Source organism: Streptosporangium sp. CA-135522 (assembly GCF_050949235.1).
Lineage (GTDB): Bacteria > Actinomycetota > Actinomycetes > Streptosporangiales > Streptosporangiaceae > Streptosporangium.
Genome location: NZ_CP192026.1, coordinates 5,980,127 through 6,003,734, shown reverse-complemented (window position 1 = coordinate 6,003,734; position 23,608 = coordinate 5,980,127). Strand labels below are relative to the sequence as shown.

Here is a 23,608-nt window from a genome sequence, read left to right as displayed (position 1 = left end):
GACGCATATCCGTGGGATTTTCCGCGATTACTCCCTGGACCCCGAGCTGACGGGATCCCGTCTGATCATCGCGATCAGGCGGGATCTTGTCGTTTCAGGATTTCCGCGCCGGGCCACCCGCGGCTGAGGTCACGCGGCCACCCTCGTCACCTGTAGGGGAGCCGTTTCTGAGCACGGTGTGAAGTTCGTGTCGGGAGGCGACGCCGAGTTTCGGATATGCCTTGTAGAGGTGGTATTCCACGGTTCTCGGACTGATGAAGAGCTGTGCGGCGATCTCACGGTTGCTGACGCCCGCTGCGGCCAGCCGGACGATGCGGCGTTCCTGTGAGGTGAGTTGGCTGAGCGGGTCTGCTCGCGAAGCGGAGTGTTCACCGGCCGCATGCAGTTCGGCACGAGCCCGCGTGGCCCACGCTGCGGCGCCGAGATGCTCGAACAGTTCCGCCGCCAGGCGGAGCGGATGCCTCGACTGGGACGTGCGGTGTGCTCGGCGGAGCCGCTGACCGTACAGCAGAGCGGTGCGGGCTCGCTCGAAGGGACGTCCGCCCCGCTCGTGAAGGTGCACGGCGCGCGCCAGCAGGTCGTCGGCCTGTTCGCCCTGGCCGGCCAAGGCCTGGATGCGCAGTGCCACCGCCATGGCCCAGTCCTGGCCGGCCCGCTCGGCCCACTCGGTGAAGCGGGCGAGCGGCTCGGCGGCGCGTTCGGGCCTGCCGGCCATGATCGCTGCCTCTACCAAGTCGGCGGCGGCGATCATGGGAGTGTCTGGTTGGCGCCAGCGCGCTTCCAGGTGGGGGAGGGCCTCGTGGAACTGGCCGAGCCCGAGTTCCAGCAGACCCGGCAGACCATCGGAGGAACCTTCGAGGGCGGCGATTTCGGCGAGGAGGTCAGGTGTGGGAGCAGCGTCAGTGGCGATCTGGGCGGCCTCCTCGACAGCTGCTCTGGCCTCGGAAAACCGGCCTGCGGCGATCAGAGCCCGGGCCAGCCAGCCGAGCGGTTCTGGCAGCGCGTCGCATCGGCCTTGCTCGCGCAGCCGCGCCACCTGCCGGGTGGCGAGAGCGAGGGCGGCGTCGTCGTCTCCGGCCAGCAGCAGTGCTTGGACGCTCTCCTGGCCCGCGAGGCGGGGCAGCGCCCGCTCGTAGTCGTGGGCGCGCAGGAGTCGTCTGGCGGCCGCGCCGCTGCGCCGGGTGCGTTGTTCCGGCTGGGCGCTGAGGAGCGCGGCGTGGTCGTAGATGCAGGCCGCCAGCAGGGGATCGGCGCGGCGGGCGAGGTCTTCGAGCTCTGCTGCGATCTTCTCGTCCGGGGTCATGGTGGCCGCGAGTTGGTGCGCCAGGTGGCGGACCGGGTCGTGTACGGCGTTGGACAGCAGGCGGTGCGCGCGTAGCCGGTCCGCGAGCGGGACCAGATAGTAGGCGGCGGCGCGGTCCAGGGGGTGCCGGAACTCTACCCGCATCCCCGTGACACGCAGGACGCCCTCTGCTTCCGCAAGGTCGTTCTCGGTCAGGCCGAGCGCGGCCGCTGCCGTCATGATGGCGGCCAGGTCGCCATCGCGTTCCGCGGCGATCAGGGACAGGAGCGGGCGGCTGCCCTCGGAGACCGCGGCGGCCAGCCGGTGACCGAACCGGCCGAGCACGCGCGGGCGTACGGCGAGCAGGGGCGGCGGTATTACGCGGCCGAGACGTTGCTCGGTGGTGAGTGCGGCGGCGAACTCGCGCAGCGCGAGCGGGTTGCCTTCCGCTTCCCGCACGATCCGCTCGCGGACCTGGGGGTTCAGTTCGACGTCGGCGATGAGCTCCGCTGCCTCGGCCGCGTCCAGGGCGGGCAGGGCCAGCTCCGGTACGCCGGGAGCGTCGAAGTCGTCGTCGGCCGCGAAGATGATCGCCACACTCTCGGCATGCGCTCGGCGCGCGGCGTAGACAAGCGCGTCTGCGGAGAAACGGTCCAGCCAGTGGGCATCGTCGACCAGGACAACCCGAGGGCCTTCCCTCAATAGCGCTATCAGCGCCTCCCCAGCCTGGAACGGGTCGGTGGCATTGCGCAGTGATGTGGGACGTAGGAGCCGGTCGAGAGCTGCCGTCTGCAGGCCGTACTCGGTCTCGATGCCGGTGGTGCGCAGCGTTCGCCGACCGTGCGCGGCCTCCTCCAACAGGGTGGACTTGCCCGATCCCGCCGCGCCTCGGATGAGCAGGGTGCCGCCGGTTGCCTGCTTCACCAGCGCGGATATTTCCGTTTTTACTGTCATCTGCACCCCCGTGACGCTACCCCGCGGGCACTACGGATGTCGGCCCAGTGGTCCCGTCCTTAACGTCCCTGTCTTGGCCAAGACGTCATGGCCAAGACACTGTTTGACAGCGTGACCGTCGGCAAGCTCGACCTGCCCGACCGGCTGGCGATGGCCCCGATGACCCGCAGCCGGGCCGCCACCGGAGGGCTAAGCGCCTATCCAGAAGTTCTGCGCGTAACAGAGCGTGAGGCCGCCGGGATAGGCAGGCATTGACAAGGGCATCGCCGGGACAGAGCTCCGATCCGCGTCCCGGACAATATGACGCAGATCTGCTTTCCCGGGCTGTCGGCGTGGGGCCGAAGGCCGGGCTGTTCCGTGATCTACGGGCTCAGTAGTAGCGCGAGTGGATCCTCTCGGCTCGCGAGGCCACGAACGGGCGCCATCCCCCTGCACCGCGCACTGGGTGAGGGCTTACGCTGCACACCATGTTTCCTCCAGTGAAGATCATCTCCGGTGGGTTGGAGATTCGTGAGTTCGGGCCGCAGGATGCTGTATCTGTGGTGGCATTCGTGGCGGCCGGGGATCGAACGGCACTGCCGCCGGGCTCCCCTGGGGCGGTCGCTGACGTGGACGGATGGCTGACTGACAAAGTGCACCAGCGGCGATTGGACGGCGAGGGTGTCCACCTGGCGATAGTGGAGCAGAGCACCGGCAAGATCGTCGGCAGCATCGGGTTGCGGGACACCGACTGGGAGGCTGGTCGCACCGAGATCGGTTACGGAATGCACACCGGTCAACGAGGTCGAGGCTATGCGACCGAGGCGGCGCGCGCGGTTGGACGGTGGGCGCTTACCGACGGCGGGATGCGGCGGGTTCAGTTGCACTCCCGCGTCGACAACGTCGCTTCCCTGCAGGTGGCCGAAAAGGCCGGATACCAGCGGGAGGGCACACTGCGGATGGCCGAGCAGGACGGGTGCGAGGCTCATGACCTGGCCGTCTTCTCGATGATCGCCACGGGGGCAACCGCCGACAACCACCCCAAGGCTGAACAAGCCGACAGAAGGTCATCACTGTAGCGATCATGTGATGGATGCGGCGGGACAACCACCGCATACGTCAGGTACCTGGGACTGCGTCAGGCATGACGGGACGCAAGACCTGGCTCTCGGCTGGTTACAAGCGGAATTTCTGGAATGCCGCTTAGCCACGGAACTGACCGCCGAGTACTACACCCAGCGCGCCAGCGCAGGGCTGATCATCACCGAAGGCATCCAGCCCTCCGTGATCGGGCAGGGTTCCATCGACACCCCGGGCCTGCACAACGCTGAGCAGGTCAAGGCGTGGCGCCGAGTGACCGATGCCGTGCACGACCGGGACGGCCGCATCTTCGCCCAGCTCTGGCACAGCGGCCGGGTCGCGCATCCCAGCCTGTATCCCGATGGCAGACTCCCCGTGGCGCCCTCGGCCGTCCCCTCAGGCGGGCAGATGACCGCGCGCGACGGGACGATGCTCGACCACCCCACACCGCATGCGCTGACCATGGCGGAGATCGCTCAGACGATCGCCGACTTCGCCCAGGCCGCACGCAACGCCATTGACGCCGGGTTCGACGGGGTGGAACTGTACGGCGCCAACGGTTACCTGATCCAGCAATTCTTGTCCGACAACGTCAACCTGCGAACCGACGAGTACGGAGACAAGATCCGCTTTGCCGTCGAGGTCACTCACGCGGTGACCGAGGCGATCGGCCCCGAGCGCACCGCCATCCGGCTGTCCCCGGGGAACCCGTACAACAACATCGAGGAAAGCGACCCGATGGGCGTCTACACCTGTCTGGTCCGCGCGCTCCGCCCCGACCTGGCCTACGTGCACCTGCCGGAAGTCGGGAACAGGCGGGTCACCGAGGAGATCCGCGCTGCCTGGCCCGGCGTGCTCACGCTCAATCCCCACTCCGGGACCACCCCGGTAGAGGAGATCCGCGTCTCGCCCGAAGCCGCCGAGGAGGCGCTGACCGTCGCCGACGTCATCAGCCTGGGCGCCCTCTGGCTGGCCAACCCCGACCTGCCGGAGCGGGTACGGCGCGGCAGGCCGTACAACGAACCGGACCGAGCCACCTTCTACGGTGGGGACCACGAAGGCTGCACCGACTACCTCGCGCTGTCGTGAGCGACGGACGCGCCCGGGCTGTCGGGGACGAGTTGGTCGCCATCCACGCACGGTTCCGCGAGGAACTGACCGAACTGCGCAGGCAGCTCGCCGAAGGGAAGACCCCGGCTCTCGGCACGGACCTGCGCACCTGCTGCCTCACCTGGTGCGACGCACTACACGAGCACCACACCGGGGAGGACACCCTCGCCTTCCCGCTCTTGGAGCGGGAGTTCCCCCAGCTCGCGCCCACCCTGGATCGGCTCAGACGAGACCGCGTCATCGTGGCCCACCTGCAACGCGAGCTGCGCGAAGAGCTCTCCGCCGCGGGAACAGGCAATGCGCAGCACGTGATGGTCACGCTGGACAGGCTCGCCGAGCAGCTCGAAACCCACTTCGCTCACGAAGAGGAGCAGCTGTTCGAAGCGCTCAACAGGCTGGCCTTCACCCCGCCGAAACCAGAACCACGGTGAAGCGGCGGCCGACCTGCTCCTCCTCGGCAGGCCGGCCGGTCGGCGGTGATCGCCGCCGGATGTATCCGTAATCGGCATGCCCTTACCGCGCCCCGGGTTTTCCTGCCCGGGGCGCGGAGAGCCGGCAGATCCTTCAGCCGAGAGACAGTGGAGGTCATCGTCTCGGCTGGGGAATGACGGGGGATCTGCCAGAGCGTGGCCGGCGGCGCGGATCGTGGCGTGAAAGGCCGTTCGGGATCGGGCCTGCGTCGAGGTCGGTGCCGCCGGGTCTAGATGAATGAGTCCAAGGCGTAGCTGCGGAGATAGGGCGAGGGCGCCCACCCTCAGTTTGTGACGACCAAGTTGGACACCCTCGCAACCGCACTGTATGTGAAGGTCGATGATCTACTGAAGGCCTCACCGGGCCTGGCCCCATGGCGGCCGAAGACGGGTATCGCGCCCACGCTCAGCGACGCTGAACTGGTGACCTTGGCGGTCATGTCGGCGTTGCCGGGCTTCGTCTCCGAACGACGCTGGCTGCGCCATGCCCACGCCGAACTGGGAGGGATGTTCCCCTACCTGCCCGGACAGTCGGGATACGGCAAACGGCTACGGAAGGCATCGGGGCTGGTCCTGCACGTGATCAGAATGCTGGCGGCCGATACCACGCTGTGGAGCGATGAGTGGGCATCTGACGGCGATTTGATGGGTTTTGATGGTGTTTCAGTCATGCCTGAAGCGCGTCGATTAAGCGGTATGTAGCGTTTCGAAGTGCGAGGAAAGCCGTGGGCGCCCACAGGTTCGCCCGATCGGTGACCTCATGCCCGTCTAATCTCGCGATGGGATGGAAACGCCCAAGCCCCGAGATGCCGGCTCTCGGACACAGGTCTGCTACCACGATGCCATGACCCCCGCCGTCCCTACCCGTCTGACCTGTCCGATGCTCGCTGGGCGTTAATCGAGCCGCCCCTCTCCGCCTGGCGCGCCGCGCGCCTGCAGGCCCGCGCACAAGCCGGCATCAACGTCGCCGACCCGGCCACCAGCCTGCGCGACATCTTCGACGCGATCCTCTACATCGACCGCACAGGCATCGCCTGGAAGTACCTGCCGCACGACTTCCCGCCGCACGCCACCGTCTACCACTACTTCTCCACCTGGACCAAGGAAGGCATCTTCGATGCGGCTGGGCCTGGAATTGACCGGCATCACCCGCGTCAAGGAGGGCCGCAAGACCGAGCCCAGCGCCTGCATCATCGACAGCCAGAGCATCAAGACCTCGACAAACGTCTCGCTCGACACCCAGGGCGTCGACGCCGGCAAGAAGATCGCCGGGCGCAAGCGCGGCATCCTCACCGACACCCTGGGCCTGCTCCTGGCCGTCATCGTCGTCGCCGCCGACCTGTCCGGCAACGCCATCGGCAAGACCCTGCTCACCCAGGCTCGTGCCACCTATCCGACGATCACCAAAGCGTGGGTGGACACCGGCTTCAAGAACGCCGTCATCGAACACGGCGCCACGTTGGGGATCGACGTCGAAGTCGTTCCACGCCGCACTGACCATCCCGGCTTCCACGTCGTCAAACGCCGCTGGGTGGTCGAGCGCACGCTGGGCTGGCTCATGCTCCACCGCCGCCTCGCCCGCGACTATGAAACCCGGCCCGATCACGCCGCAGCCATGATCCGCATCGCATCAATCGACAACCTTGCCCGGCGCATCACCGACGAAACCACCCCAACCTGGCGAGACACGTAACCGACAATCAATCAGGAACTACGCTTTTCAGACGCCCACTAAGGATCGTGTTATCGCGCCGGACTATGCCGTCCTGTTCGGGCCGACAGGCTGACCCGACACTGCCGCTCACGAGCCACCCTGACCTGCTTGAAACAGCCTGTACCGCTAGGGGTTCCGGTAGTAATCGCGGAAAATCCAACGGATATGGGTCTGACCTGGAGCTTGGCCCGCCGTCCCGTGATCGTGTTTCCCGCGGAGTCTTCGCAGGTCATCAGCAACATCGTTGGATTCACAGCTATTTCTACCGGGATCCCCGGGAGCGGAGGGCCTACTGGGACCTCCTTCTGCCCCCAGTGCGAACACGTATAGTGAGTATACTTACACTGAATGTCACAGTCGGGTGGATGTGGCCCGGATCTGGAGCGGTGAACCGCGTCGCTGTGCGCGCCAGGCCGGTCGGTGAACGTCCGGCGAGTGGTGTGCCCGCCCACCGGCGGAAGGGTGATCATCGGAGAGATGCACCCGAGGAAAGGGGATTTTCCGTGAGTCGTGCACTGATCATCGTCGATGTGCAGAAGGACTTCTGCGAGGGCGGCAGCGTTCCGGTGAAGGGCGGCGCGGATCGAGCCGCCGCCATCGCCGAGCTGGTCCGGCGCGCCGAGGGGCAGTATGCCTTCGTCGTCGCGACCCGCGACCACCACATCGATCCGGGCGCTCACTTCTCCGACAACCCCGACTTCCAGGACTCATTCCCTGTGCATTGCGTCGTCGGTAGTGAGGGAGGCGAGTTCCATCCGGATTTCGCGCCCGCCGTCGACTCCGGGCACGTCGACGAGGTCTTCTTCAAGGGCGCTCACTCCGCCTCCAAGAGCGGTTTCGAGGGCTCGACCCAGGACGGCACGACACTATCTACCTGGCTGAAGGCCCGTGACATCGCCGACCTCGATGTCGTCGGCATCGCGACCGATCACTGCGTGAAGGCCACGGCACTGGACGGAGCGCGCGCGGGCTTCACGGTGCGGGTCCTGCTCGACTACACCGCCGGCGTCGCTGCCGACACCACGCGCACCGCACTGGACGAACTGCGCCGGGCCGGCGTCGCACTGAGCGGCGAACCTGTCGTCGCCTGAACAGGCCGGTCCGGCCCGTTCAGGCGACGGTTCAGATGACTCCGCGGATCAGCCCTTGGCGTTACCGCCCGCGAGGAGAGTCCCAAAGCCCTGGCACGCCTGGGCGTTCCGGCGTGGCCCGCATCCGCTAACTAATAACCCTTGATCGGGCTCCGGGATGTCAGCGGCCGTATCCCCGGCTGGGGCTTTGCGGGGTGATGCCGGGCGACGGTGGCCGGTAGCTGCGTCCCTGCTCGCGTGCGCGGCGCCGCGCTTCGGCCTGCTGGGCCTGCTCGGGGTCGTGGTCATATTCCAACGAGACTTCTCGATAAGCGCTGAGCCGCAGGTCAGCGGGGTTCGTCTCGGGTGGTCCAGCCGTGCCGGGCAGCAAGCCGGGCGAGGCGTGCAACAAGGCCATGACGTACGCGCGCTGGGCGCCGACGGGGGTCCAGGCTTCTGTGTGGCGTCCAGACTCCGCTTGCAGGAGGAAAAGCGTCCTATCCCTTCAGTTGTAGTTCCGGGCGAGGTCTTGGGTATGGCGTCGGCGGTGGTGGCTGGCGACAGCTTGGTGATGGCGTCGCTAATCGGTGCTTTGTTGACATGGGGTTGATGCCGAGGTAGGCCGGTGGATAGGGGTAGTCGGTGCTGTTCAGGGGTGGTTGTGATGGCGACCACGCGACGTCCGTGTCCACCGGCGCCGGGTCCGTTGGAGGACTACGCGGCCCGGTTCGATGATCTGTGGTGCTCGCTCGCGCAGCGCCGGGGGTTTCGTGAATATCTGGCCGGGCTGCTGCTGCCGCGCGACCGCAACAAGACGTTGACGGCCCTGGCCGGCGCGGAGCCAGTGGCCGGAGTCCAGAGCGCGGCGGTGCAGCGGCTGCAGTTCTTCTGCGTCGGAGTCGCCGTGGGATCACGAGAGGGTCAACGCCCGGCGTCTTGAGCTGCTGCGGGCCGATCCGGCGGTTGCGCCGCACGCAGGCGGAGTGCTGGTGGTCGACGACAGGAGGCGACCGCAAGAACGGCACCGCCATCGCACACACCGCCCATCAGTACCTGGGCTCGGTCGGGAAGATCGAGAACGGGATCGTGGCGGTGACCACCCTGTGGGCCGACGAGCGGGTCTATTATCCGCTGCACGCGGTTCCCTACACCCCCGCGAGTCGGCTGCCTGGTGGCCGTAGCGATCCGGACTTCCGTACCAAGCCGCAGCTCGCGGCCGCTCTGGCGGGTCGGGCTCAGGCCGTCGGGGTAGATTTTCAGGCAGTGGTGGCCGACTGCGCCTACGGCGACAATGCGGCCTTCACCGCTGAACTGTGGGCCGCTGGGCTGCCGTTCGTACTTGCGCTCAAGCCGCACAAGGGTTCTTGGGCCCCGGTGGAGGAGGCGCACACACCGGTCGACGCCGCCCGCGAGCTGTCCTGGGCAGGTCCGCACGCGCCGGGTGCCTGGACCACGGTCGTGCGGCGCTTCCGCGACGGCCGCACCAGCGTGTGGTGGGCCGCGGAGGCGGCCTTGGGCGGCTACGGCCCCAACCAGGCGGTCCGGTTGATCGTCGCGACCACCGACCCGGCGACGCTGCCGGCCAAGGCGACCTGGTATCTGGCCACCAGTCTGCCCCGCCCCGGCGCTCCGCGCGCTGCGCTCTCGTCTTTCCCGGCCGCCGACCTGGCCGAGATCGTGCGCCTGTACGGCCTGCGCACCTGGATCGAGCAGGGCTACAAGCAGGTCAAGGACGAACTCGGCTGGGCCGATTTCCAGGTCCGTTCCGATGCCGCGATCCGCCGCCACTGGGCCCTGGCGGCCTGCGCGTTCACCTTCTGCTGGCATGCCCGGCCCGCCGATCCGGCCCCGCCACCACACCTTCCGCCCACCCCGGCCGACGCCGACGGCGCAGAGAGGGGGCCCCGGCGCCGCAGTGCCACCCGTGCCGCTGTGCTGGCCCCAGGCCGCCCGCCACGTCCGCGGCTGGCTGACCCCCTGCGCACTGCTGCAACGCTGGTGGCGAAGCTGGTCGAGCAGGCCCCCGCCCGCTGAGCTACAAGCCCTGGTCACAGCCGTCACTACAGGACGGTCCCTCAACCTCTACGCCCCGCCTTAACAAACCACCGATTAGTGGTCGCGCCCGTTAATTCGAGGGCGGACCTGCAACGGAACCGGCTTAGCGTGCGATCCGGTTCCGTTGCAGGTCCACTCCCGAGTAAGGAAATCCGACGAGGAGCCGGAGCATCCCCTGTGTCAGGTCCCGATGAGGACCGCCTCGATGAGGCCGCCGCACAGGTTCCCCCGCCGGGCGGCGGTACCGACCGCGCGTAACACGGTCCTCAGGTCCCGGTCCGGGCGCTGGCCGATCCCCAGCAGCCCGGCATACAGCCGGATCACGCCGGAGGCGGAGGCGGCCTGCACCCGGTCCCGGTCGACGACGATCGCGGCGTCGGCCGCGACGATCCACGGCCTGCGCCCGAGCGCGGCGCCGTCGCAGGTGATGGTCGCCCGCAGCAGGTGCGGGCGCTCGCCCGAGGTGAGGACCGCCCGCCATCTGGGCACCGGGACAAGGTCGTCGACGTCGTGAACGCTCAGCAGTGGCAGGCCATGGCGCAGGAACCGGGTCAGGTAGGCGTGGGCCGGGGCGTCGGCCTTCTCCACGCCGGGAAACAGCGGTTCCATCAGCAGCCCCGCGGTCACCGGGCCGTCGTCCGCGGTCACGGTGGGAACCAGGCGCATGCGTTCCATCACCGCGGCGATGTCGAACACCACGTCGCTGTCGGACACGGCCGAGGGTGCACAGGTGGCGTGGGCGAAGAGGACATTGGCGACCATGCCGCCGCCCGAGGCGGGGTGGCGCACGACCACGACGCTGACCGGCTCGGCATCGGCGTCGGCCGGCTGCTCGCAGCGCACACACTGGGCAGGCCCGGGGTCGGCGCCACTCCGCAGTGCGTTGATCTTATCTGCCGTCAAGATCGACGCGACGTCGTCACTGATCCGGATGTCCCGCATGTCTGGACGCTACGACGGCGCGCGATCACCTGCCACCGTCTTCGTCGTCTTGGTCGTCGGTGCGCGCGGCGGGCTTGGTCGGGCGGGCCTGCTGGCCCGGGGTGGAGGGCTTGGTCCACGTCGATCAGACCGGCGGCCGACACCGCGAGGCTCACGTTCGGCATGCGAGTAGTACACACACCGCCGCCATCCGCAGTCCAGCGGTGAGAACTCCCAGGGCGGCCGAAGGTTTGCCCCGTGTTTTCGCGTCATGCTCCAAAGCCGGGCGCCGAACGTCTCGGCCAGATGCCGGCGCGCGACGGGCGTGACCCCCCCCCGTGATGCCTGCCCCCCTCCCGCGGAAGCGGCCTTTCGCCCTAACCTGTCAATCACAGCTGGCCCGGCGCCCCTCGGCTCGCAGCCGGCTTCCGCACCCGCTAGCAACACGCCCCTTGGAGTCACATCGTGGCTTTCTTCATAGGAACGATCTTGTTCGCCGCCCTCGTCGGCGCGCTCGACGCCCGTCTCCCTTGGCCCTCCCCTCGATCGGAAGAAAAGTGATCACCGGACATTTCGGACTCGCCGCCGCAGTGAAGTCCGCTGAGCGGCAGGTGCCGCTCTGGGCGTTGATGCTGGCCACCGTCTGGCTGGACGTGGTGTTCGCCCCGCTCTTCATCGCGGGCGTCGAATACATCGAACCGGTGCCCGGCACCGACGGCGGGTACGGTCAGGGCGTCATCTACGCCGACTACACCCACTCCCTGCTCGGCGCCCTGGTCATCGCCGCCCTCACCGGCGCCGTGGCCGCCTGGCGGTGGAACAGGCGCTCGGGCGTGGCCATCGGCGCGGTGGTCTTCTCGCACTGGCTGCTCGACCTCGTCGTCCACCGCGCCGACCTGCCGCTCCTGCCCGGAAACCTGGGCGGCCTGCCCCGGCTCGGCTTCGGCCTGTGGCAGTATCCGTGGGTGACGGTCATCATCGAGGCCGCCCTGCTTCTGGGAGGCACCCTGCTCTACTGGCGGGCCGCCTCCCGGGCCGCCTCCCGGCCGGGCGGCTCCCGGCGGACGGCGACGTTGACCACGGTTCTGATCGCGGTGATCGGCGTCGTGACGCTGGCCCTGGACGTGGCAGGCGTGTGACACCTTCCTTCGCGCCCGGTTTGGCCATGTCGGTGCGAAGTGGTTCTGGCTCAAAGTCAGTGAAACCAGTGGATCCGGGCGACCGAAGGGTGTCTGTCTGGTCTGTCGGCGCAGGTCATGATGATCCGCCTGCGGGACCGTCAGGGTCCTTCACGAAATGTGCGCCAGACTCTGCGAAGTAGCAGCGGATGTTCACGAGTTTCAGCAACACTCTGCGATCTTCGCTCTGGCGGAATGTTGGCGAGAAGCGACAGTACGGGGGACAGACCAAGTACGCCCTGAAAGGGGCAGCGGTGCGCTGAGCCGCTGGTCAGAGCGGCTTGCATGTCGGGACAGGTCGAAAGGGACGTCCGAAGCCGTCTCTATGGCTTCGGACGTCCCTTCTTTTTGTCTCGCCACCGAGTCGCCTCTTTCCCGTCATCGTCGATGTGACTGGTGTACTGCTGGATCCAGGTTCGACGCAGTACGTCCGCCGCGGGCAGTAGGCGCAGAAACGGTGGGGCGGCTGGTGACCAGATGGCTTTGAGGAGCGTGATCCCGTCCATCCCGATCTGATCGGCATGGGTGTTTTGAGCACTTCAGCGAGAGGGGAGCTTGTTGTCCTCCGGCCGCTTGGCGTAACGGGTGAACCACTCGTGTGGCGCCGTGGTGATCAGCCAGTCCGGCGCCACGGCAGAGAGTGTGTTCAGCGCAGCCCGGAGGGTCTCGTGAACGAACTCCAGCCGGTTCAACTCCCTGGTCGCCGCGAGCACATGGGTGGAATCGCTGCGCAGGTCGTCGAGCAGGTGGTAGTGCAGCAAATGGCCCGTCGTGTAGCAGCGGTCGTAGTCGAGATGTTCGGACAGCTCAGCAGCGACAGCTGGGTGGAGACCGCTCCGTAAGCGGCCAGGCGCGCGGCGTACCGCGAGTCCGGGTTGGGCATCAGTCAGTGCGGTGTCAAGGCGGGTTCGCCGTGCCGCTCCCACGGCGGTGCGGTCGCCGGGACCTACCACACCGGCCGCTTCACCCAGGTGGCCCGCATGGCCGAACTCCTGCGCGTGCGAACCCCGGCCGATCGCGGGCCGGGCCAGCCTTGGCGGCCCGGTACCCGGCACCGATCGCAACCAACGGCCCTACCGCCGTCAGCCGATCTCCTTCCTCGAGATGCGCAGCATCCCTGCGGCCACCGGAACGACGATCCACACGAACACTGACACGGCCAGCCGAAGGGCGGCGTCGCCGGTGAACCCACCGTTCATCAGGGGGTTGGTAGTGAGGTTGAGGTCGAGCCAGCCCGCCAGGATCGCGCCCATGTCGCCGAGCCGGGCGACAGTGCTCCACAGGGCCGTGCTGGCCAAACAGATCACGATCGCCGCCGGCGTGTTCAACAACGCCAGACCCATGCCGAGGCCCTGGCCGGTCACCAGCACCATCGTCGCGATCCAGCCCAGCACCTTGGCCGGCGTGACGGTCCACGTGGCCTCGACGCCGTGAACCGCGGCGGCGACGGCGGTCATGGGCAGGGCCGCCAGTAGGGCGAACACGCAGCCCGCCACGGCGACCGCCAGTGGCGGCAGGCACTTGGCCGCCAGCACCCGCCCGCGCCGGGGCTCCAGCGCGAACGTGGTCAGCGCGGTGCGATGCCGCCATTCGCCGGTCACCGTGAGAATGGCCAGCACGGGCAGAAACGTCCCGAGCGGGATGGCGGCGGTCCCGGCCAGGGTGAACCAGCGCGGCTCCGACGTGAGACCCCGGGCGACGACGGCCACGAGCGCCAACCCGATCGCGCTCACCGCGAGGATGAGACCGCTGCGCGTGTCGAACAGCTTGCGGGTCTCGACCCGCAGCAGCCCGGTGAACGGGATGTCGGTAGGGGTCATGCGGCGCTCCTGTCGGCTTGGGCGGTCAGTTCGAGGAAGGTCTGCTCCAGACCGCCACCGCGGGCGAACTCGGCGACGGTGCCCCGGGCGAGCACGCGGCCGCGGCCGATCACCACGATCTGGTCGGCGACCTGCTCCACCTCGTGCAGCAGGTGTGAGCTGAGCAGCACCGCGCACCCGGCGTCGGCCAGGCTGCGCAGCAGCCCGCGCATCCACTGGATGCCCTGCGGGTCGAGGCCGTTGGCGGGCTCGTCCAGGATGAGCGCCTCGGGCCGGCCGAGCAGCGCGTGGGCGATGCCGAGCCGCTGCCGCATGCCCAGCGAGTAGCCGCCGACGGCCCGTCTGCCCTCCTGGCCGGTCAGCCCGACCAGCTCCAGGCTCTCCTCGACGCGCGAGCGGGGCAGGCCCAGCATCATCGCCCCCAGCGTCAAGACCTCCTGCCCGCTGCGCCCCGGATGCAGGGCGCTGGCGTCGAGCAGCGTGCCGACGCGGCGGCCGGGACAGGCGAGTTCGGCGTACGGCCGCCCGAACACGGTGGCCGACCCCGACGTCGGCCGCGAGAGCCCGATCAGGATGCGCAGAGCCGTCGATTTTCCCGCGCCGTTGGGTCCGAGGAACCCGGTGACGCTGCCTGCCCCGATGGTGAAGGACACCTCGTCGAGGGCTTTCACCCCTTTGTATGCCTTGCTGACGCCATGGAATTCGATCACGGGCCTAGTTCACCGGATTTCCCGCCTCGGGTCATCGGACCCAGGTCGATGGCCACCGGCCGAGAAATAGACCCAGGGCTACCCGCTCTGGACCCTGGTAGCTAGGGGCGGCTCCGGCGCTTCCCTAGGCTGTCGGGCGTGAATGAGCCAGGGGTGGATGAGTGGGGCGTCGATGAGTCGGGCGTGAAAGGAAAGAGCCGGGGCGAGGCTCTGCGTTACCTCTGCGCCACTGTGCCTGCGCTGTTCGTCGGCGGGATCTCGATCCTGTCAGCTGTGAACCGCGAGGTCGCCCCCGGCCTCGCCCAGATTGCGCTGGATTTGGCCCTGTTCGGGGTCGGTCTGGGGTTGATGCGATGGCGGCACCGCTTCCCCTGGCAGGTCGCGCTGGCGACCGCGCTCCTGACCCTCTACTCGACCACAGCGGCCGGCCCCGCGTACGTCACCTACGTCTCTGTGTGCACGCATCGCCGTTGGCGCCAGATCGTCCCGGTCGCTCTCGCCCTGTGGCTGTGCCCTGTGGCGCAGATCCTGTGGCGGAGCGCCGACCGGCTCAGGGTCGTCTCCGTCACGAGCGTCACCATGGTGACCGGCAGCGTGATCGTCGGCGGGCTGACCGTCTTCGGCCTCTACCTGCGCGCGCGGCGCGACTTGGCCGCCTCGCGGCGACAGGTCGCGCTCGAGGCGCAGGCGCACCGCGTCGAGCAGGCCAGACTGACCGAACGGGTCAAGATCGCCCACGAGATGCACGACGTGCTGGCACACCGGATCTCTCTGCTGGCCATGCTCGCGGGCGGTCTGGCACACCGCACCGACCTCACCGCTGAGCAGACCCGCGAGGCGGCCCAGGCGATTCAGGAGAACGCACACCAGTCGCTCAATGAGCTGCGCGCCGTACTCGGCACGCTGCGGTGCGACGGCGGCGTCGAGGACCCGCAGCCGAACCTGGCCGACCTCGACGCCCTGTTCGACGAAGTACGCGTGGCCGGGCAGCAGGTCGAGGTGGCCGACACCGTCGAGGGGCGCGAGCTGCTGCCGGCGCAGACAGGGCGGCACGCGTACCGGATCGTGCAGGAGGCGCTGACCAACGCGCGCAAGCACGCGCCGGGCAGCTGGGTGAGGGCCGAGCTCGGCGGACGGCCTGGCCAGGGCTTACGGATCCGGATGAGCAACCCGGCTCCATACGCCGGATCGTCCGGCCCCGGCCCCGGCCCCGGCGGGCGGCTGGGCCTGGTCGGGCTGGCCGAGCGTGCCCGGATGGCCGGGGGCACCCTGAGCCATGCGGTCAAGGACGGACACTTCGTCCTTGACGTACGGCTGCCGTGGGAGGCTTGATCCGTGATCAGAGTGGTGATCGTGGACGACGACCCGATGGTACGCACGGGGCTGCGCCTCATCCTCGGCGGCGAGCCCGACCTGGACCTCGTCGGCGACGCAGCGGACGGCAGGCAGGCCATGACCGTGGTCCGCGATATGCGGCCCGATGTCGTCCTGATGGACATCCGGATGCCGGTCCAGGACGGGCTCACGACCACCGAGCTACTGCTCGATCGGCCGTCGCCGCCGCGCATTTTGGTGCTGACCACGTTCGACGCCGACGACATGGTGCTGCGCGCGCTGCGGCTCGGCGCGCACGGCTTCCTGCTGAAGGACACGCCGCCGGCGAAGATGATCGAGGCTGTGCGCGCGGTGGCCCGGGGCGAGCCGGTCCTGTCACCGAGCGTCGCCCACCAGGTGATCGCGGCGGCCACCGGCCGGTACAAGCCGCAGGCCGTCAAGGAGCTGGACCAGCTCACCGAGCGCGAGCGCGAGGTGGCGATCGAGGTGGCCAAGGGCAGCTCGAACTCCGAGATCTCCACGAACCTGTCGGTGAGCGTGGCCACGGTGAAGGCCAACATCACCCGCATCTTCGCCAAACTCGGCACCGACAGCCGCGTGGACGTGGCGAACAGGGTACGCGACGCCGGCCTCCTGTAGCCCGAAATCGGTCGCAGGCGGCAGTGAACCTCGGCGTACGGCAGTGCGTCGAGGTCAGTGATCAGGCCTGCTTGGTCAGGTGATGGGTTCGAGAATGACGCGATAGCTGGTTTCTGAAAACCGCCTTGCCTGCTGTCCCTATCGCCACAGGTCAGCACCAAATCCGTTAGATCTTTCGATCAGACTACTGGGACCCCCAGAAGATCATGATCACCCGCGCCACAGGCAATCCCACGAATTCGCCAACAGTGTCAGGTGTGGCCGAACAATCCGCAGGAGCGGTTGAACAAGGAGATCCGTCGCCGTACCGATACCGCTGCGTCCTCGATGGTGGACGGGACGGGATCGCCGAAGTGCGTCACCTCGTGGTCCTCCTTCCGGGCGGCACGCAAGACGGCCGGCGCCGTGAACAACGCCTTGACGTCGTACCGCTCGATGACCCGCCAGAACGCGCCGACGTCCGGGGTATCGACCGGCTTGCCCTCGTAGAGGATCGTCGTGGCACCGAACAGCAGCGGTGCGTTCACCATGTAGGAGTGCCCGACAACCCAGCCGATGTCCGAGGCTGCCCAGACACGTCGCCGGGCGCTAGGTCATAGACGTTGCGCATGCTCCACAACAACGTGACGGCGTGCCTGCCATTGTCCCGTACGGCGCCCATGGGCTTACCGGTGGTGCCGGAGGTGTGCCGGATACGGGCGTTCTGCCCGGACCCGAATGGGTGCTGACGTGAGCCCGGGCGGACTCACGGGACAAAGGCGACGGGACCGAGGGGCAAGTTGGACACCATGACGGATGCGGGCGGGGTGGTCTTGGCCGTCTCGGTCACCGCCGCGACGGTGAACACCTTCACCGGCGAGGAATGGGGCATGGCACCGAAGACCCGGATGTGTTCAACCCCACCAACCTGGACACCGACCAGTGGGCGGCCATGTTCAAGGACGCGGGCTTCAAGAAGGTCATCCTCACGGCCAAGCACCACGATGGCTTCCTACTGTTCCCCTCGTCGTATTCCACCCATGGTGTGGAGTCGAGTTCGTGGCGGGGCGGCAAGGGCGACGTCGTGCGGGAATTCGCTGACTCGGCACGTAAGTACGGGCTCAAGGTCGGCCTCTACCTGTCACCGTCGGACCTGCACGAAGCTCTGCCCGGCGGCAGGTACGCCAACGGCAGCGCCGGCAAGCCGGTGACCATCCCGTCGGATGCGTCCGATGTGGTGGGTGGTGTCACCTTCAACTTCACCGCCGATGACTACAACGCGTACTACGAGAACACGCTGTACGAGTTGCTGACCCGATACGGGCAGATCGACGAGGTGTGGTGGGACAACGCCAACCCGCTGGCGGGCGGCACCCCGCCCCGCTACCAGCCCTACGCCTTCACCGACTGGACGCGGATGGTCCGCACCCTGCATCCCAACGCCGTGATCTTCAACGACAACGGGCCGGACGTTCGCTACGTGGGGAATGAGGCCGGTGCGGCTCGCACATCGGAGGGGTCGACACTGCCGTTCGCCGGCGATCCGTCCATACTGCGGGTGATGCCATGCTTAACAGCGTGTCCTACATGGTGGGTGAGTCGTTGAACTCACCATGGACGGCGGGCAATGGGACTGGATCGTCCCGGCGGGGTTGTGGGAGATCGCACGGCCGTTGCTGCCGGCGCCTCGGGTGCGCCCGCAGGGCGGCGGGATCGTCGGTGTCGCTGATGAGGCGGTGTTCGCCGCGATCGTCTACGTGCTGGTCAGCGGATGCTCCTGGCGGGCGCTGCCGCCGTGTTTCGGAGCCTCCAAGTCCACTGTGCATCGCCGGTTTTTGATCTGGTCGTGTGCCGGGGTGTGGGAGCGGTTGCACCAGGCCGTCCTGGACCAGTTGGCCGGCGATGGCCTGCTGGATGTGTCGCGCGTGGTGCTCGACTCGGCGCATGTGCGCGCCAAAAAGGGGGCGAACACACAGGTCCTTCGCCCGTGGACCGGGGTAAGCCCGGTTCCAAGCTGCACGTCCTGTCGGACGCGGCCGGACTGCCTCTGGTCGTCGGCCTGTTCGCGGCCAACGTCCACGACAGCCGCTGGTTGAAGCCGATGGTGCTCGCCCTCCAATTGAGACACAGCCCTGTGCAGGGCCGGTATCGCAAGATCGGCAAGCTCCACGCCGACAAGGCCTATGACCATCCTGAGCTGCGGCGATGGCTGCGCGGCAAGCGCATCGGAGTGCGTATCGCCCGCAAGGGCGTCGAGTCCAGCCAGCGACTGGGCCGCCATCGCTGGGTGATCGAACGAACTATCTCCTGGCTGTTCGGCTACCGGCGCCTGTCACCCCGTTACGAGCGTCACCCCTACGCCTACCTGGCCTTTCTCACCCTCGCTGCAGCCATGACCTGCCATAAGCGACATCTCAAACTCACCATATAGGACATGGTCTAAGCGGTAAATGTCTGCGGGATGGGGTTCTGCTGCGGTGTGTCGCCCGCGATCACCCGCATGCGGGCTTTGGCCAGCACGTCCAGGCCCATGTGGCGGCGGGCCTCGGTCCATTCGTCGGTCTGTTCGGCCAACACCGCAGCGACGAGCCGGACGATCGGGCCGTGATCGAGGAAGATCCCCACCACGCCTGTCATCAGCGAAAACTCGTACACCACCTCCGTGGAGGCAACCGTCGCCTGAATAAGGCGTGCCGAAGGCGCGATTTCGTGGCGGGTGGCGACTGACGACCTCGGAGCGTGGCGAGGACGTCCAGACCATCAGATGATCGGTATCCCGGCCGGGGTGCGGGTCAAGTGGACCAGAGCGAGAGCACTGGTGCAGGAAACTGCGAACTCGGCCGCCCGGGCTCTGCGGCAGGATCAGCCCGGTTCCTGCCGTTGCCGGTCGCCCGGATCACCGTCCTGGCGCGCCGGTGCCAAGCCCCCGTCGCCTCGTCCCGGCCGTCACCGGGTAAGGCGGCGCGGGGGAGTCGCGGTGAGGATCGAGGCCAGCAGCCCGGGGAAGCGGCGCTCCAGATCCTCCCTGCGCAGCCGGCTCGGCCGCGCCGTACCGTCGATGCGCGTGGAGACGATGCCGCTTTGACGCAGGACGTTGACGTGGTGCGACACCGTCGAGACCTTCACCGGCAGGTCGAGCGCGGTGCACGTGGACTCGTCCGCCTGGTCGAGCAACTGCACGATGCGTAGCCGCATCGGGTCGGCCAACGCCTGCAGCACCGTGGACACGTCGATCTCGTCGAGGTCCGGCTGCGCCATCCAGGTCTCCACCGCGCCACTCCTTCCGACGGCCGTACCCCTTTACGATACTCGTCGGAATAGTATTACGATGTCGATCGTAATTAATGACGTCTATCGGAGGATGCGTGATGGCCTCGACGCTGCACACCGACCCACCTCTCACGCGCTGGCGGCCGCATGCCGCCGTCCTGGCCTTCGGGGCATTCGCCGTCGGCACCGACGGCTTCGTGGTCGCCGGTCTACTGCCGCCCATCAGCGCATCCCTGCACGTCAGCGTGGCGGCGGCCGGACAGTTGGTGACCGTGTTCGCGATTGCGTACGCGGTGTTCGCGCCCGTGCTCGCCGCCCTGACGGCGTCATGGCCGCGACGCAGGGTCCTGGTCACGGCGCTCACAGTCTTCGCTGTCGGCAACGCCGTCACGGCGCTCGCGCCCGGCTTCGGCCCGATCCTGGCATCCCGGGTGATCGCCGGCGCAGGCGCCGCCATGTTCACCGCCACCGCGAGCGCCACGGCGGCCATGCTGGCGGGCGAGCGCGAACGCGGGCGGGCGATCTCGATCGTGATGCTCGGAATGACGTCCTCGCTGGTCCTGGGCGCGCCCCTGGGCACAGTGATCGGCGGTTTGTTGAACTGGCGCGTCACGATGTGGGTGGTCACCGCCCTGGCGCTGCTCGCGGTGCCGGCCATCGCCTGGCGCCTTCCCCCGGTACACGGCAGCGGCAACCGTGGACTGCGGGCCTTCCTGGCCCCACTGCGCGATCGGCGGATCATCGCCGTGCTGGCCACGACCGTCGTGGCGTTCGTGGGCATCTACATCCCGTACACGTACATCAGCGAGATCTTCGCCCCCGCCGCCTCGGGCGGCTCGACGCTGGCGGTCCTGCTGCTGGCCTTCGGCCTGGCCGGCACGGCGGGCAATCTCACCGCCGGCCGCCTCGCCGACCGGTACGGCCCCCGGCGAGTGATCATAGTCGTGACGCTCACCCTGGCCGCCGCCTTCGTCCTCATCCCGCTGGGACGCGACACGCTCGCGGCGGCCGTGGTGGCCGTCGTGGTGGCCGGCTTCCTCTCGTTCTCGATCACCGCACCACAGCAGCACCTGATGATCACCATGGCAGGGCCGGGCTCCGGGATGGTCACCTCGCTCTACCAGTCGGCGCTCTATCTCGCCGTGTCGTTGTCGGGCGCCTTGGGGGCGTTCGGGCTCGAATGGCAGGGCGCGGCCCGCCTGCCGTGGCTGGCCGCGCTGCTGGTACTGGCCGCCGCGGTGCTCACGGCCGTTACGGCGCGGCGGTCGCCTTCGCCGCTACCGGCAGAGGCCCGGGGACGCGGCTGAGTCCCTCCCGTCGTGGCCGTTTCCGCCGTTGGACTTGACGACCGTGAAAACCGAGCCCGGTGGCTTGTCCAGCGCCCTGGTGATCTGGCTGATCGACTCGCCCGCCTTCCACCGGCCCCACAGCTCCCGCTTCTGCTCATCCGACCTCCCCGGGCGGCCCATCCTCGCCACGCAACACCTCCGTGATCATCATCCCGAATGGTGTTGCGCTGACCGGTTGACTGCACCGCGGTTTTCTTCGCGCGGGAGACGGATCGGCCGAGATGAGATTCCGGCTGATTCATGCGGAGAAAGACCACCACGGCGTCTCCCTGCTGGCCCGGGTGCTGGGTGTGTCGCGCCAGGGCTACTACGCCTGGGCCGGGCGCGGCCCGTCGGCTCGCGCCCGTCGCGATGCGGAGCTGACCGAGAAGATCCACGCTCACTATCAGGCCTCCGATGAGATTTACGGAGCGCCGCGCATCCACGCCGACCTGCGCCAGATCGACGGGGACAACGTGGGCCGCAAGCGGGTGGCCCGGCTGATGCGCGCGGCCGGGCTGGCCGGAGTGTCTCGGCGTCGGGGCTGTCGCACGACGATTACGGATAGGAAGGCGGCTGCCGCCTCAGACCTGGTGAGGCGGACGTTCGAAGCCGACGAGCCGAACCGGATCTGGACCGCCGATATCACGTATGTGCCGACGTGGCAGGGCTTCCTTTACCTCGCGGTCGTCTTGGATGTCTTCTCCCGCAGGATCGTTGGTTGGGCGATGGCCGAGCACATGCGCACCGAACTGGTCACCGATGCCCTGGCGATGGCGGTTGGTCAGCGCCGCCCTGACGCCGGGGTGATCCATCACAGCGACAAGGGCGGTCAATATACGTCGATTGCGTTCGGCCAGCGGTGTGCGCAGGCCGGCGTGCGCCCCTCCACCGGCCGCACCGGCACGTGCTTTGATAACGCGATCACCGAGAGCTTCTTCGCCTCGCTGGAGTGCGAGCTGATCGACCGGCGGACTTTCCACACCGGGTCAGAGGCCGGGCGCGCGGTGTTCGCCTACATCGAGGGCTTCTACAATCCACGCCGCCGTCACTCCGCTAACGGCCAGCTCAGCCCGGCCGAATATGAGCGACGCCAAGCCCTCAAGCCCATTCAAGAAGACGACTATGCTGCCGCGTAGCCGAAAGCCCTGATGTGTCTACCGAACCGGGGCAACTCCAGTTTTGGCAAGCTGGTCCCATGGACCCTGCAATGGAAGACGTGCTTGACGCGGTCGGACTGCGGCTGCGTGCGCTACGGCGTGCGCGCGGGGTGTCACCCTCGCTGATCTGTCCGTGACCACCGGAGTGTCGGAAAGCACTCTGTCCCGCCTGGAGAGCGGTCAGCGCCGGGCAACCCTTGAACTGTTGCTGCATCTGTCCAAGCTCTATGACGTCCCGCTGGACGATCTCGTGGGCGCCCCGCGTGCCGGCGACCCGCGGATCCATCTGAAGCCGATTCGACGGTTCGGGATGACGTTCGTACCCCTGTCCCGGCGGCCGGGCGGAACGCAGGCCTTCAAGATGATCATTCCGGCACGGCCAGAGCCACTCGAACCGACATTGCAGACACACGAGGGCTTCGAGTGGCTGTACGTACTCAATGGCACTCTGCGCCTGGTGGTCGGAGAGCGCGATCTGATGGTGAAAGCGGACAATGCCGCCGAGTTTGATACCTCTTTGCCGCATTGGCTGGGAAGCGCAGATGGCGGAGCGGTAGAACTTCTCGTCCTGTTCGATATGCAGGGGGCGCGCGCCCACGTGCATGCCGACCGCACACCTCGGGCGAAGACATAGCCCACATGGGCGGGGCTGACCTGACGCGGCTGGGAGGTCACCGCGGTCGACATCTCCGAGGTCGCCCTGCAGCAGTCACCACGGTGGTCGTGCCCCGACGGTTGCCGGCGGCGTTGTCTCGGATCCCGGTGAGCACGGTCTGGATACCTGTATCGGCCAGGATCTCCTCCATGAGAGCGGGAACTTCCCATCCCGGTCTCGAATGAGAAAGCGGGTCCGGCAGCCCGCATCTTCCAGATCCCGCTGTGACCGACGACGTGGTCACTGTGTCAGCAGGTTGTTCAGTTCGTCGGCGATCAGGAGGTCGGGGTCGAACTTCATTCCGGTGAAGTGGCCGGCGAGTTCGAGTGAGAGTACGCCATGCAGGCGGGTCCAGAAGGACAGGGCGCGATGCAGGGTCGTGGCTGCTGCCGGGTGGTCGTTTGCCCATTCGCGGTGGTTTTCCAGGTGGGCATCGAATGGTGTTGCCGGCTTGTCCATCGTTAGCGCACCGCAGGCCTCGAACAGCACCGTCATGACCTCGAACGAGATCGCGGTGATGTCGTCGGGTGCGTGGTAGCCGGGGACGGGCGTGCCATAGATGAGGAAGTACCGCTGCGGGTCACTCCGGGCCCATTCCCGAATGACGTGGGCCAGTCCGGCCAGGTCGGCGCCGGAGTCGAACGCTGCCCGGACGGTGTCGGCGAGGCTTCGGTAGGCGTCGCGGATGAGTGCGGTGATCAACTCGTCGCGGCCGGCGAAGTACCGGTAGAGGGCAGGGCCGCTCATGCCCATCTGTTTGGCGATCGCGTTGAGCGATAGCGCGGGCACTCCCGCCGTGGCGATTTGCTCCCACGCGTGTTGCTTGATCTCCGCGTGCACCTGAGCCCGGTAGCGCTCTCGCGGGCTCTGCCCCCCTGGGTCCGTCATCAGCCGCTCCT

Annotated in this window: 24 protein-coding genes and 5 pseudogenes; 18 read left to right on the top strand and 11 right to left on the bottom strand. The window is 67.9% G+C overall.

Features of this window, described 5'->3' with window-relative positions; translation table 11 throughout:
- Positions 1-94: 94 nt before the first annotated feature.
- Positions 95-2,236, bottom strand: a complete 2,142-nt coding sequence (locus tag ACQPYK_RS28600) for a LuxR C-terminal-related transcriptional regulator (protein ID WP_433237292.1) — start codon at positions 2,234-2,236, stop codon at positions 95-97.
- An 87-nt stretch (positions 2,237-2,323) separates the two neighbouring features.
- Between ACQPYK_RS28600 and ACQPYK_RS28595 the strand changes: the two genes are divergently transcribed.
- The 7 genes and pseudogenes from ACQPYK_RS28595 to ACQPYK_RS28565 all read left to right on the top strand — a co-directional run bounded on the left by ACQPYK_RS28595 (position 2,324) and on the right by ACQPYK_RS28565 (position 7,680).
- Positions 2,324-2,491, top strand: coding sequence for a hypothetical protein (locus tag ACQPYK_RS28595; protein WP_433237289.1), 168 nt, complete (start codon positions 2,324-2,326; stop codon positions 2,489-2,491).
- 212 nt (positions 2,492-2,703) lie between these two features.
- Positions 2,704-3,294: a GNAT family N-acetyltransferase gene (locus ACQPYK_RS28590; RefSeq protein WP_433237286.1), complete on the top strand. Its 591-nt coding sequence runs from the start codon at positions 2,704-2,706 to the stop codon at positions 3,292-3,294.
- Positions 3,295-3,304: 10 nt separating this feature from the next.
- Positions 3,305-4,384: an alkene reductase gene (locus tag ACQPYK_RS28585; protein WP_433237283.1), complete on the top strand. Its 1,080-nt coding sequence runs from the start codon at positions 3,305-3,307 to the stop codon at positions 4,382-4,384.
- A complete protein-coding gene (locus ACQPYK_RS28580; protein ID WP_433237280.1) occupies positions 4,381-4,836 on the top strand; it encodes a hemerythrin domain-containing protein in 456 nt (151 codons plus the stop codon). Before ACQPYK_RS28585 ends, ACQPYK_RS28580 begins: the two co-directional genes overlap by 4 nt.
- A 330-nt stretch (positions 4,837-5,166) precedes the next feature.
- Positions 5,167-5,511 (top strand): annotated as a pseudogene (locus ACQPYK_RS28575) (IS982 family transposase); the annotation flags it as partial.
- Between the two features lie 192 nt (positions 5,512-5,703).
- A pseudogene (locus ACQPYK_RS28570) lies at positions 5,704-6,568 on the top strand (IS5 family transposase).
- A gap of 524 nt (positions 6,569-7,092) precedes the next feature.
- On the top strand, positions 7,093-7,680 hold the full coding sequence (locus ACQPYK_RS28565; protein WP_433237277.1) for an isochorismatase family protein: 588 nt from the start codon (positions 7,093-7,095) through the stop codon (positions 7,678-7,680).
- Positions 7,681-7,840: 160 nt separating this feature from the next.
- Here the strand turns inward: ACQPYK_RS28565 and ACQPYK_RS28560 are convergent, their stop codons facing one another.
- Entirely contained in the window at positions 7,841-7,975 is a 135-nt protein-coding gene (locus tag ACQPYK_RS28560) for a hypothetical protein (RefSeq protein ID WP_433237274.1), read from the bottom strand.
- A 348-nt stretch (positions 7,976-8,323) separates the two neighbouring features.
- On the opposite strand from ACQPYK_RS28560, the gene ACQPYK_RS28555 reads away from it, so the two are divergent.
- Both ACQPYK_RS28555 and ACQPYK_RS28550 read left to right on the top strand, forming a co-directional pair.
- Complete coding sequence (locus ACQPYK_RS28555) at positions 8,324-8,599, top strand: hypothetical protein (protein ID WP_433237271.1); 276 nt, start codon at positions 8,324-8,326, stop codon at positions 8,597-8,599.
- A 23-nt stretch (positions 8,600-8,622) separates the two neighbouring features.
- The gene (locus tag ACQPYK_RS28550; RefSeq protein ID WP_433237268.1) at positions 8,623-9,693 is read left to right on the top strand and encodes an IS701 family transposase; all 1,071 of its coding nucleotides are present in this window, start codon (positions 8,623-8,625) and stop codon (positions 9,691-9,693) included.
- Positions 9,694-9,894: 201 nt separating this feature from the next.
- On the opposite strand, the gene ACQPYK_RS28545 is transcribed toward ACQPYK_RS28550, so the two are convergent.
- Positions 9,895-10,656, bottom strand: coding sequence for a hypothetical protein (locus ACQPYK_RS28545; RefSeq protein ID WP_433237265.1), 762 nt, complete (start codon positions 10,654-10,656; stop codon positions 9,895-9,897).
- A gap of 536 nt (positions 10,657-11,192) precedes the next feature.
- On the opposite strand from ACQPYK_RS28545, the gene ACQPYK_RS28540 reads away from it, so the two are divergent.
- A complete protein-coding gene (locus ACQPYK_RS28540; protein WP_433237262.1) occupies positions 11,193-11,774 on the top strand; it encodes a permease in 582 nt (193 codons plus the stop codon).
- 578 nt (positions 11,775-12,352) lie between these two features.
- Here the strand turns inward: ACQPYK_RS28540 and ACQPYK_RS28535 are convergent.
- Positions 12,353-12,574: a hypothetical protein gene (locus tag ACQPYK_RS28535; protein ID WP_433237259.1), complete on the bottom strand. Its 222-nt coding sequence runs from the start codon at positions 12,572-12,574 to the stop codon at positions 12,353-12,355.
- A 114-nt stretch (positions 12,575-12,688) separates the two neighbouring features.
- Here ACQPYK_RS28535 and ACQPYK_RS28530 point away from each other — a divergent pair, with 114 nt between their 5' ends.
- A complete protein-coding gene (locus tag ACQPYK_RS28530) occupies positions 12,689-12,967 on the top strand; it encodes a zinc finger domain-containing protein (protein ID WP_433237256.1) in 279 nt (92 codons plus the stop codon).
- Here ACQPYK_RS28530 and ACQPYK_RS28525 read toward each other — a convergent pair.
- Positions 12,896-13,633, bottom strand: a complete 738-nt coding sequence (locus ACQPYK_RS28525; RefSeq protein ID WP_433237253.1) for an ABC transporter permease — start codon at positions 13,631-13,633, stop codon at positions 12,896-12,898. The two genes, ACQPYK_RS28530 and ACQPYK_RS28525, sit on opposite strands and share 72 nt — an antisense overlap.
- Positions 13,630-14,343: an ABC transporter ATP-binding protein gene (locus ACQPYK_RS28520; RefSeq protein ID WP_433237250.1), complete on the bottom strand. Its 714-nt coding sequence runs from the start codon at positions 14,341-14,343 to the stop codon at positions 13,630-13,632. Before ACQPYK_RS28520 ends, ACQPYK_RS28525 begins: the two co-directional genes overlap by 4 nt.
- 138 nt (positions 14,344-14,481) lie before the next feature.
- On the opposite strand from ACQPYK_RS28520, the gene ACQPYK_RS28515 reads away from it, so the two are divergent.
- On the top strand, positions 14,482-15,675 hold the full coding sequence (locus ACQPYK_RS28515; RefSeq protein ID WP_433237246.1) for a sensor histidine kinase: 1,194 nt from the start codon (positions 14,482-14,484) through the stop codon (positions 15,673-15,675).
- 3 nt (positions 15,676-15,678) lie between these two features.
- Positions 15,679-16,317 carry a response regulator gene (locus tag ACQPYK_RS28510; RefSeq protein WP_433237243.1) on the top strand — a complete coding sequence of 213 codons (639 nt, stop codon included), beginning with the start codon at positions 15,679-15,681 and terminating at the stop codon, positions 16,315-16,317.
- A 251-nt stretch (positions 16,318-16,568) separates the two neighbouring features.
- Here ACQPYK_RS28510 and ACQPYK_RS28505 read toward each other — a convergent pair whose 3' ends face one another.
- Complete coding sequence (locus tag ACQPYK_RS28505; protein WP_433237240.1) at positions 16,569-16,847, bottom strand: hypothetical protein; 279 nt, start codon at positions 16,845-16,847, stop codon at positions 16,569-16,571.
- A gap of 332 nt (positions 16,848-17,179) precedes the next feature.
- Between ACQPYK_RS28505 and ACQPYK_RS28500 the strand changes: the two genes are divergently transcribed.
- A complete protein-coding gene (locus ACQPYK_RS28500; protein ID WP_433237237.1) occupies positions 17,180-17,902 on the top strand; it encodes an alpha-L-fucosidase in 723 nt (240 codons plus the stop codon).
- 7 nt (positions 17,903-17,909) lie between these two features.
- A protein-coding gene (locus tag ACQPYK_RS28495; protein WP_433237234.1) for an IS5 family transposase occupies positions 17,910-18,727 on the top strand; the annotation gives its coding sequence in 2 pieces (ribosomal slippage) (positions 17,910-18,252 and positions 18,252-18,727; 819 coding nt in all).
- Between the two features lie 8 nt (positions 18,728-18,735).
- On the opposite strand, the pseudogene ACQPYK_RS28490 reads toward ACQPYK_RS28495, so the two are convergent.
- Positions 18,736-18,930: pseudogene (locus ACQPYK_RS28490) on the bottom strand (IS256 family transposase); the annotation flags it as partial.
- 312 nt (positions 18,931-19,242) lie between these two features.
- A complete protein-coding gene (locus ACQPYK_RS28485; protein ID WP_433237231.1) occupies positions 19,243-19,566 on the bottom strand; it encodes an ArsR/SmtB family transcription factor in 324 nt (107 codons plus the stop codon).
- Positions 19,567-19,664: 98 nt separating this feature from the next.
- Here ACQPYK_RS28485 and ACQPYK_RS28480 point away from each other — a divergent pair, with 98 nt between their 5' ends.
- Positions 19,665-20,873 carry an MFS transporter gene (locus tag ACQPYK_RS28480; protein ID WP_433237228.1) on the top strand — a complete coding sequence of 403 codons (1,209 nt, stop codon included), beginning with the start codon at positions 19,665-19,667 and terminating at the stop codon, positions 20,871-20,873.
- Positions 20,874-20,894: 21 nt separating this feature from the next.
- Here the strand turns inward: ACQPYK_RS28480 and ACQPYK_RS28475 are convergent.
- Positions 20,895-21,044, bottom strand: a pseudogene (locus ACQPYK_RS28475) (tautomerase family protein); the annotation flags it as partial.
- A 92-nt stretch (positions 21,045-21,136) separates the two neighbouring features.
- On the opposite strand from ACQPYK_RS28475, the gene ACQPYK_RS28470 reads away from it, so the two are divergent.
- Positions 21,137-22,033, top strand: coding sequence for an IS3 family transposase (locus ACQPYK_RS28470; RefSeq protein WP_433237225.1), 897 nt, complete (start codon positions 21,137-21,139; stop codon positions 22,031-22,033).
- A 59-nt stretch (positions 22,034-22,092) separates the two neighbouring features.
- A pseudogene (locus tag ACQPYK_RS28465) lies at positions 22,093-22,688 on the top strand (helix-turn-helix domain-containing protein).
- A 261-nt stretch (positions 22,689-22,949) separates the two neighbouring features.
- On the opposite strand, the gene ACQPYK_RS28460 reads toward ACQPYK_RS28465, so the two are convergent.
- Positions 22,950-23,549: a TetR/AcrR family transcriptional regulator gene (locus ACQPYK_RS28460; protein ID WP_433237222.1), complete on the bottom strand. Its 600-nt coding sequence runs from the start codon at positions 23,547-23,549 to the stop codon at positions 22,950-22,952.
- Positions 23,550-23,608 lie beyond the last annotated feature (59 nt).

Coding starts and splice junctions, on each gene's coding strand:
- ACQPYK_RS28600 (WP_433237292.1), bottom strand. CDS start 2,236: ATGACAGTAAAAACGGAAATATCCGCGCTGGTGAAGCAGGCAACCGGC.
- ACQPYK_RS28500 (WP_433237237.1), top strand. CDS start 17,180: ATGGGGCATGGCACCGAAGACCCGGATGTGTTCAACCCCACCAACCTG.
- ACQPYK_RS28505 (WP_433237240.1), bottom strand. CDS start 16,847: ATGGTGAACGCACCGCTGCTGTTCGGTGCCACGACGATCCTCTACGAG.
- ACQPYK_RS28470 (WP_433237225.1), top strand. CDS start 21,137: ATGAGATTCCGGCTGATTCATGCGGAGAAAGACCACCACGGCGTCTCC.
- ACQPYK_RS28595 (WP_433237289.1), top strand. CDS start 2,324: ATGGCCAAGACACTGTTTGACAGCGTGACCGTCGGCAAGCTCGACCTG.
- ACQPYK_RS28555 (WP_433237271.1), top strand. CDS start 8,324: ATGGCGACCACGCGACGTCCGTGTCCACCGGCGCCGGGTCCGTTGGAG.
- ACQPYK_RS28585 (WP_433237283.1), top strand. CDS start 3,305: ATGGATGCGGCGGGACAACCACCGCATACGTCAGGTACCTGGGACTGC.
- ACQPYK_RS28525 (WP_433237253.1), bottom strand. CDS start 13,633: ATGACCCCTACCGACATCCCGTTCACCGGGCTGCTGCGGGTCGAGACC.
- ACQPYK_RS28590 (WP_433237286.1), top strand. CDS start 2,704: ATGTTTCCTCCAGTGAAGATCATCTCCGGTGGGTTGGAGATTCGTGAG.
- ACQPYK_RS28480 (WP_433237228.1), top strand. CDS start 19,665: ATGGCCTCGACGCTGCACACCGACCCACCTCTCACGCGCTGGCGGCCG.
- ACQPYK_RS28545 (WP_433237265.1), bottom strand. CDS start 10,656: ATGCGGGACATCCGGATCAGTGACGACGTCGCGTCGATCTTGACGGCA.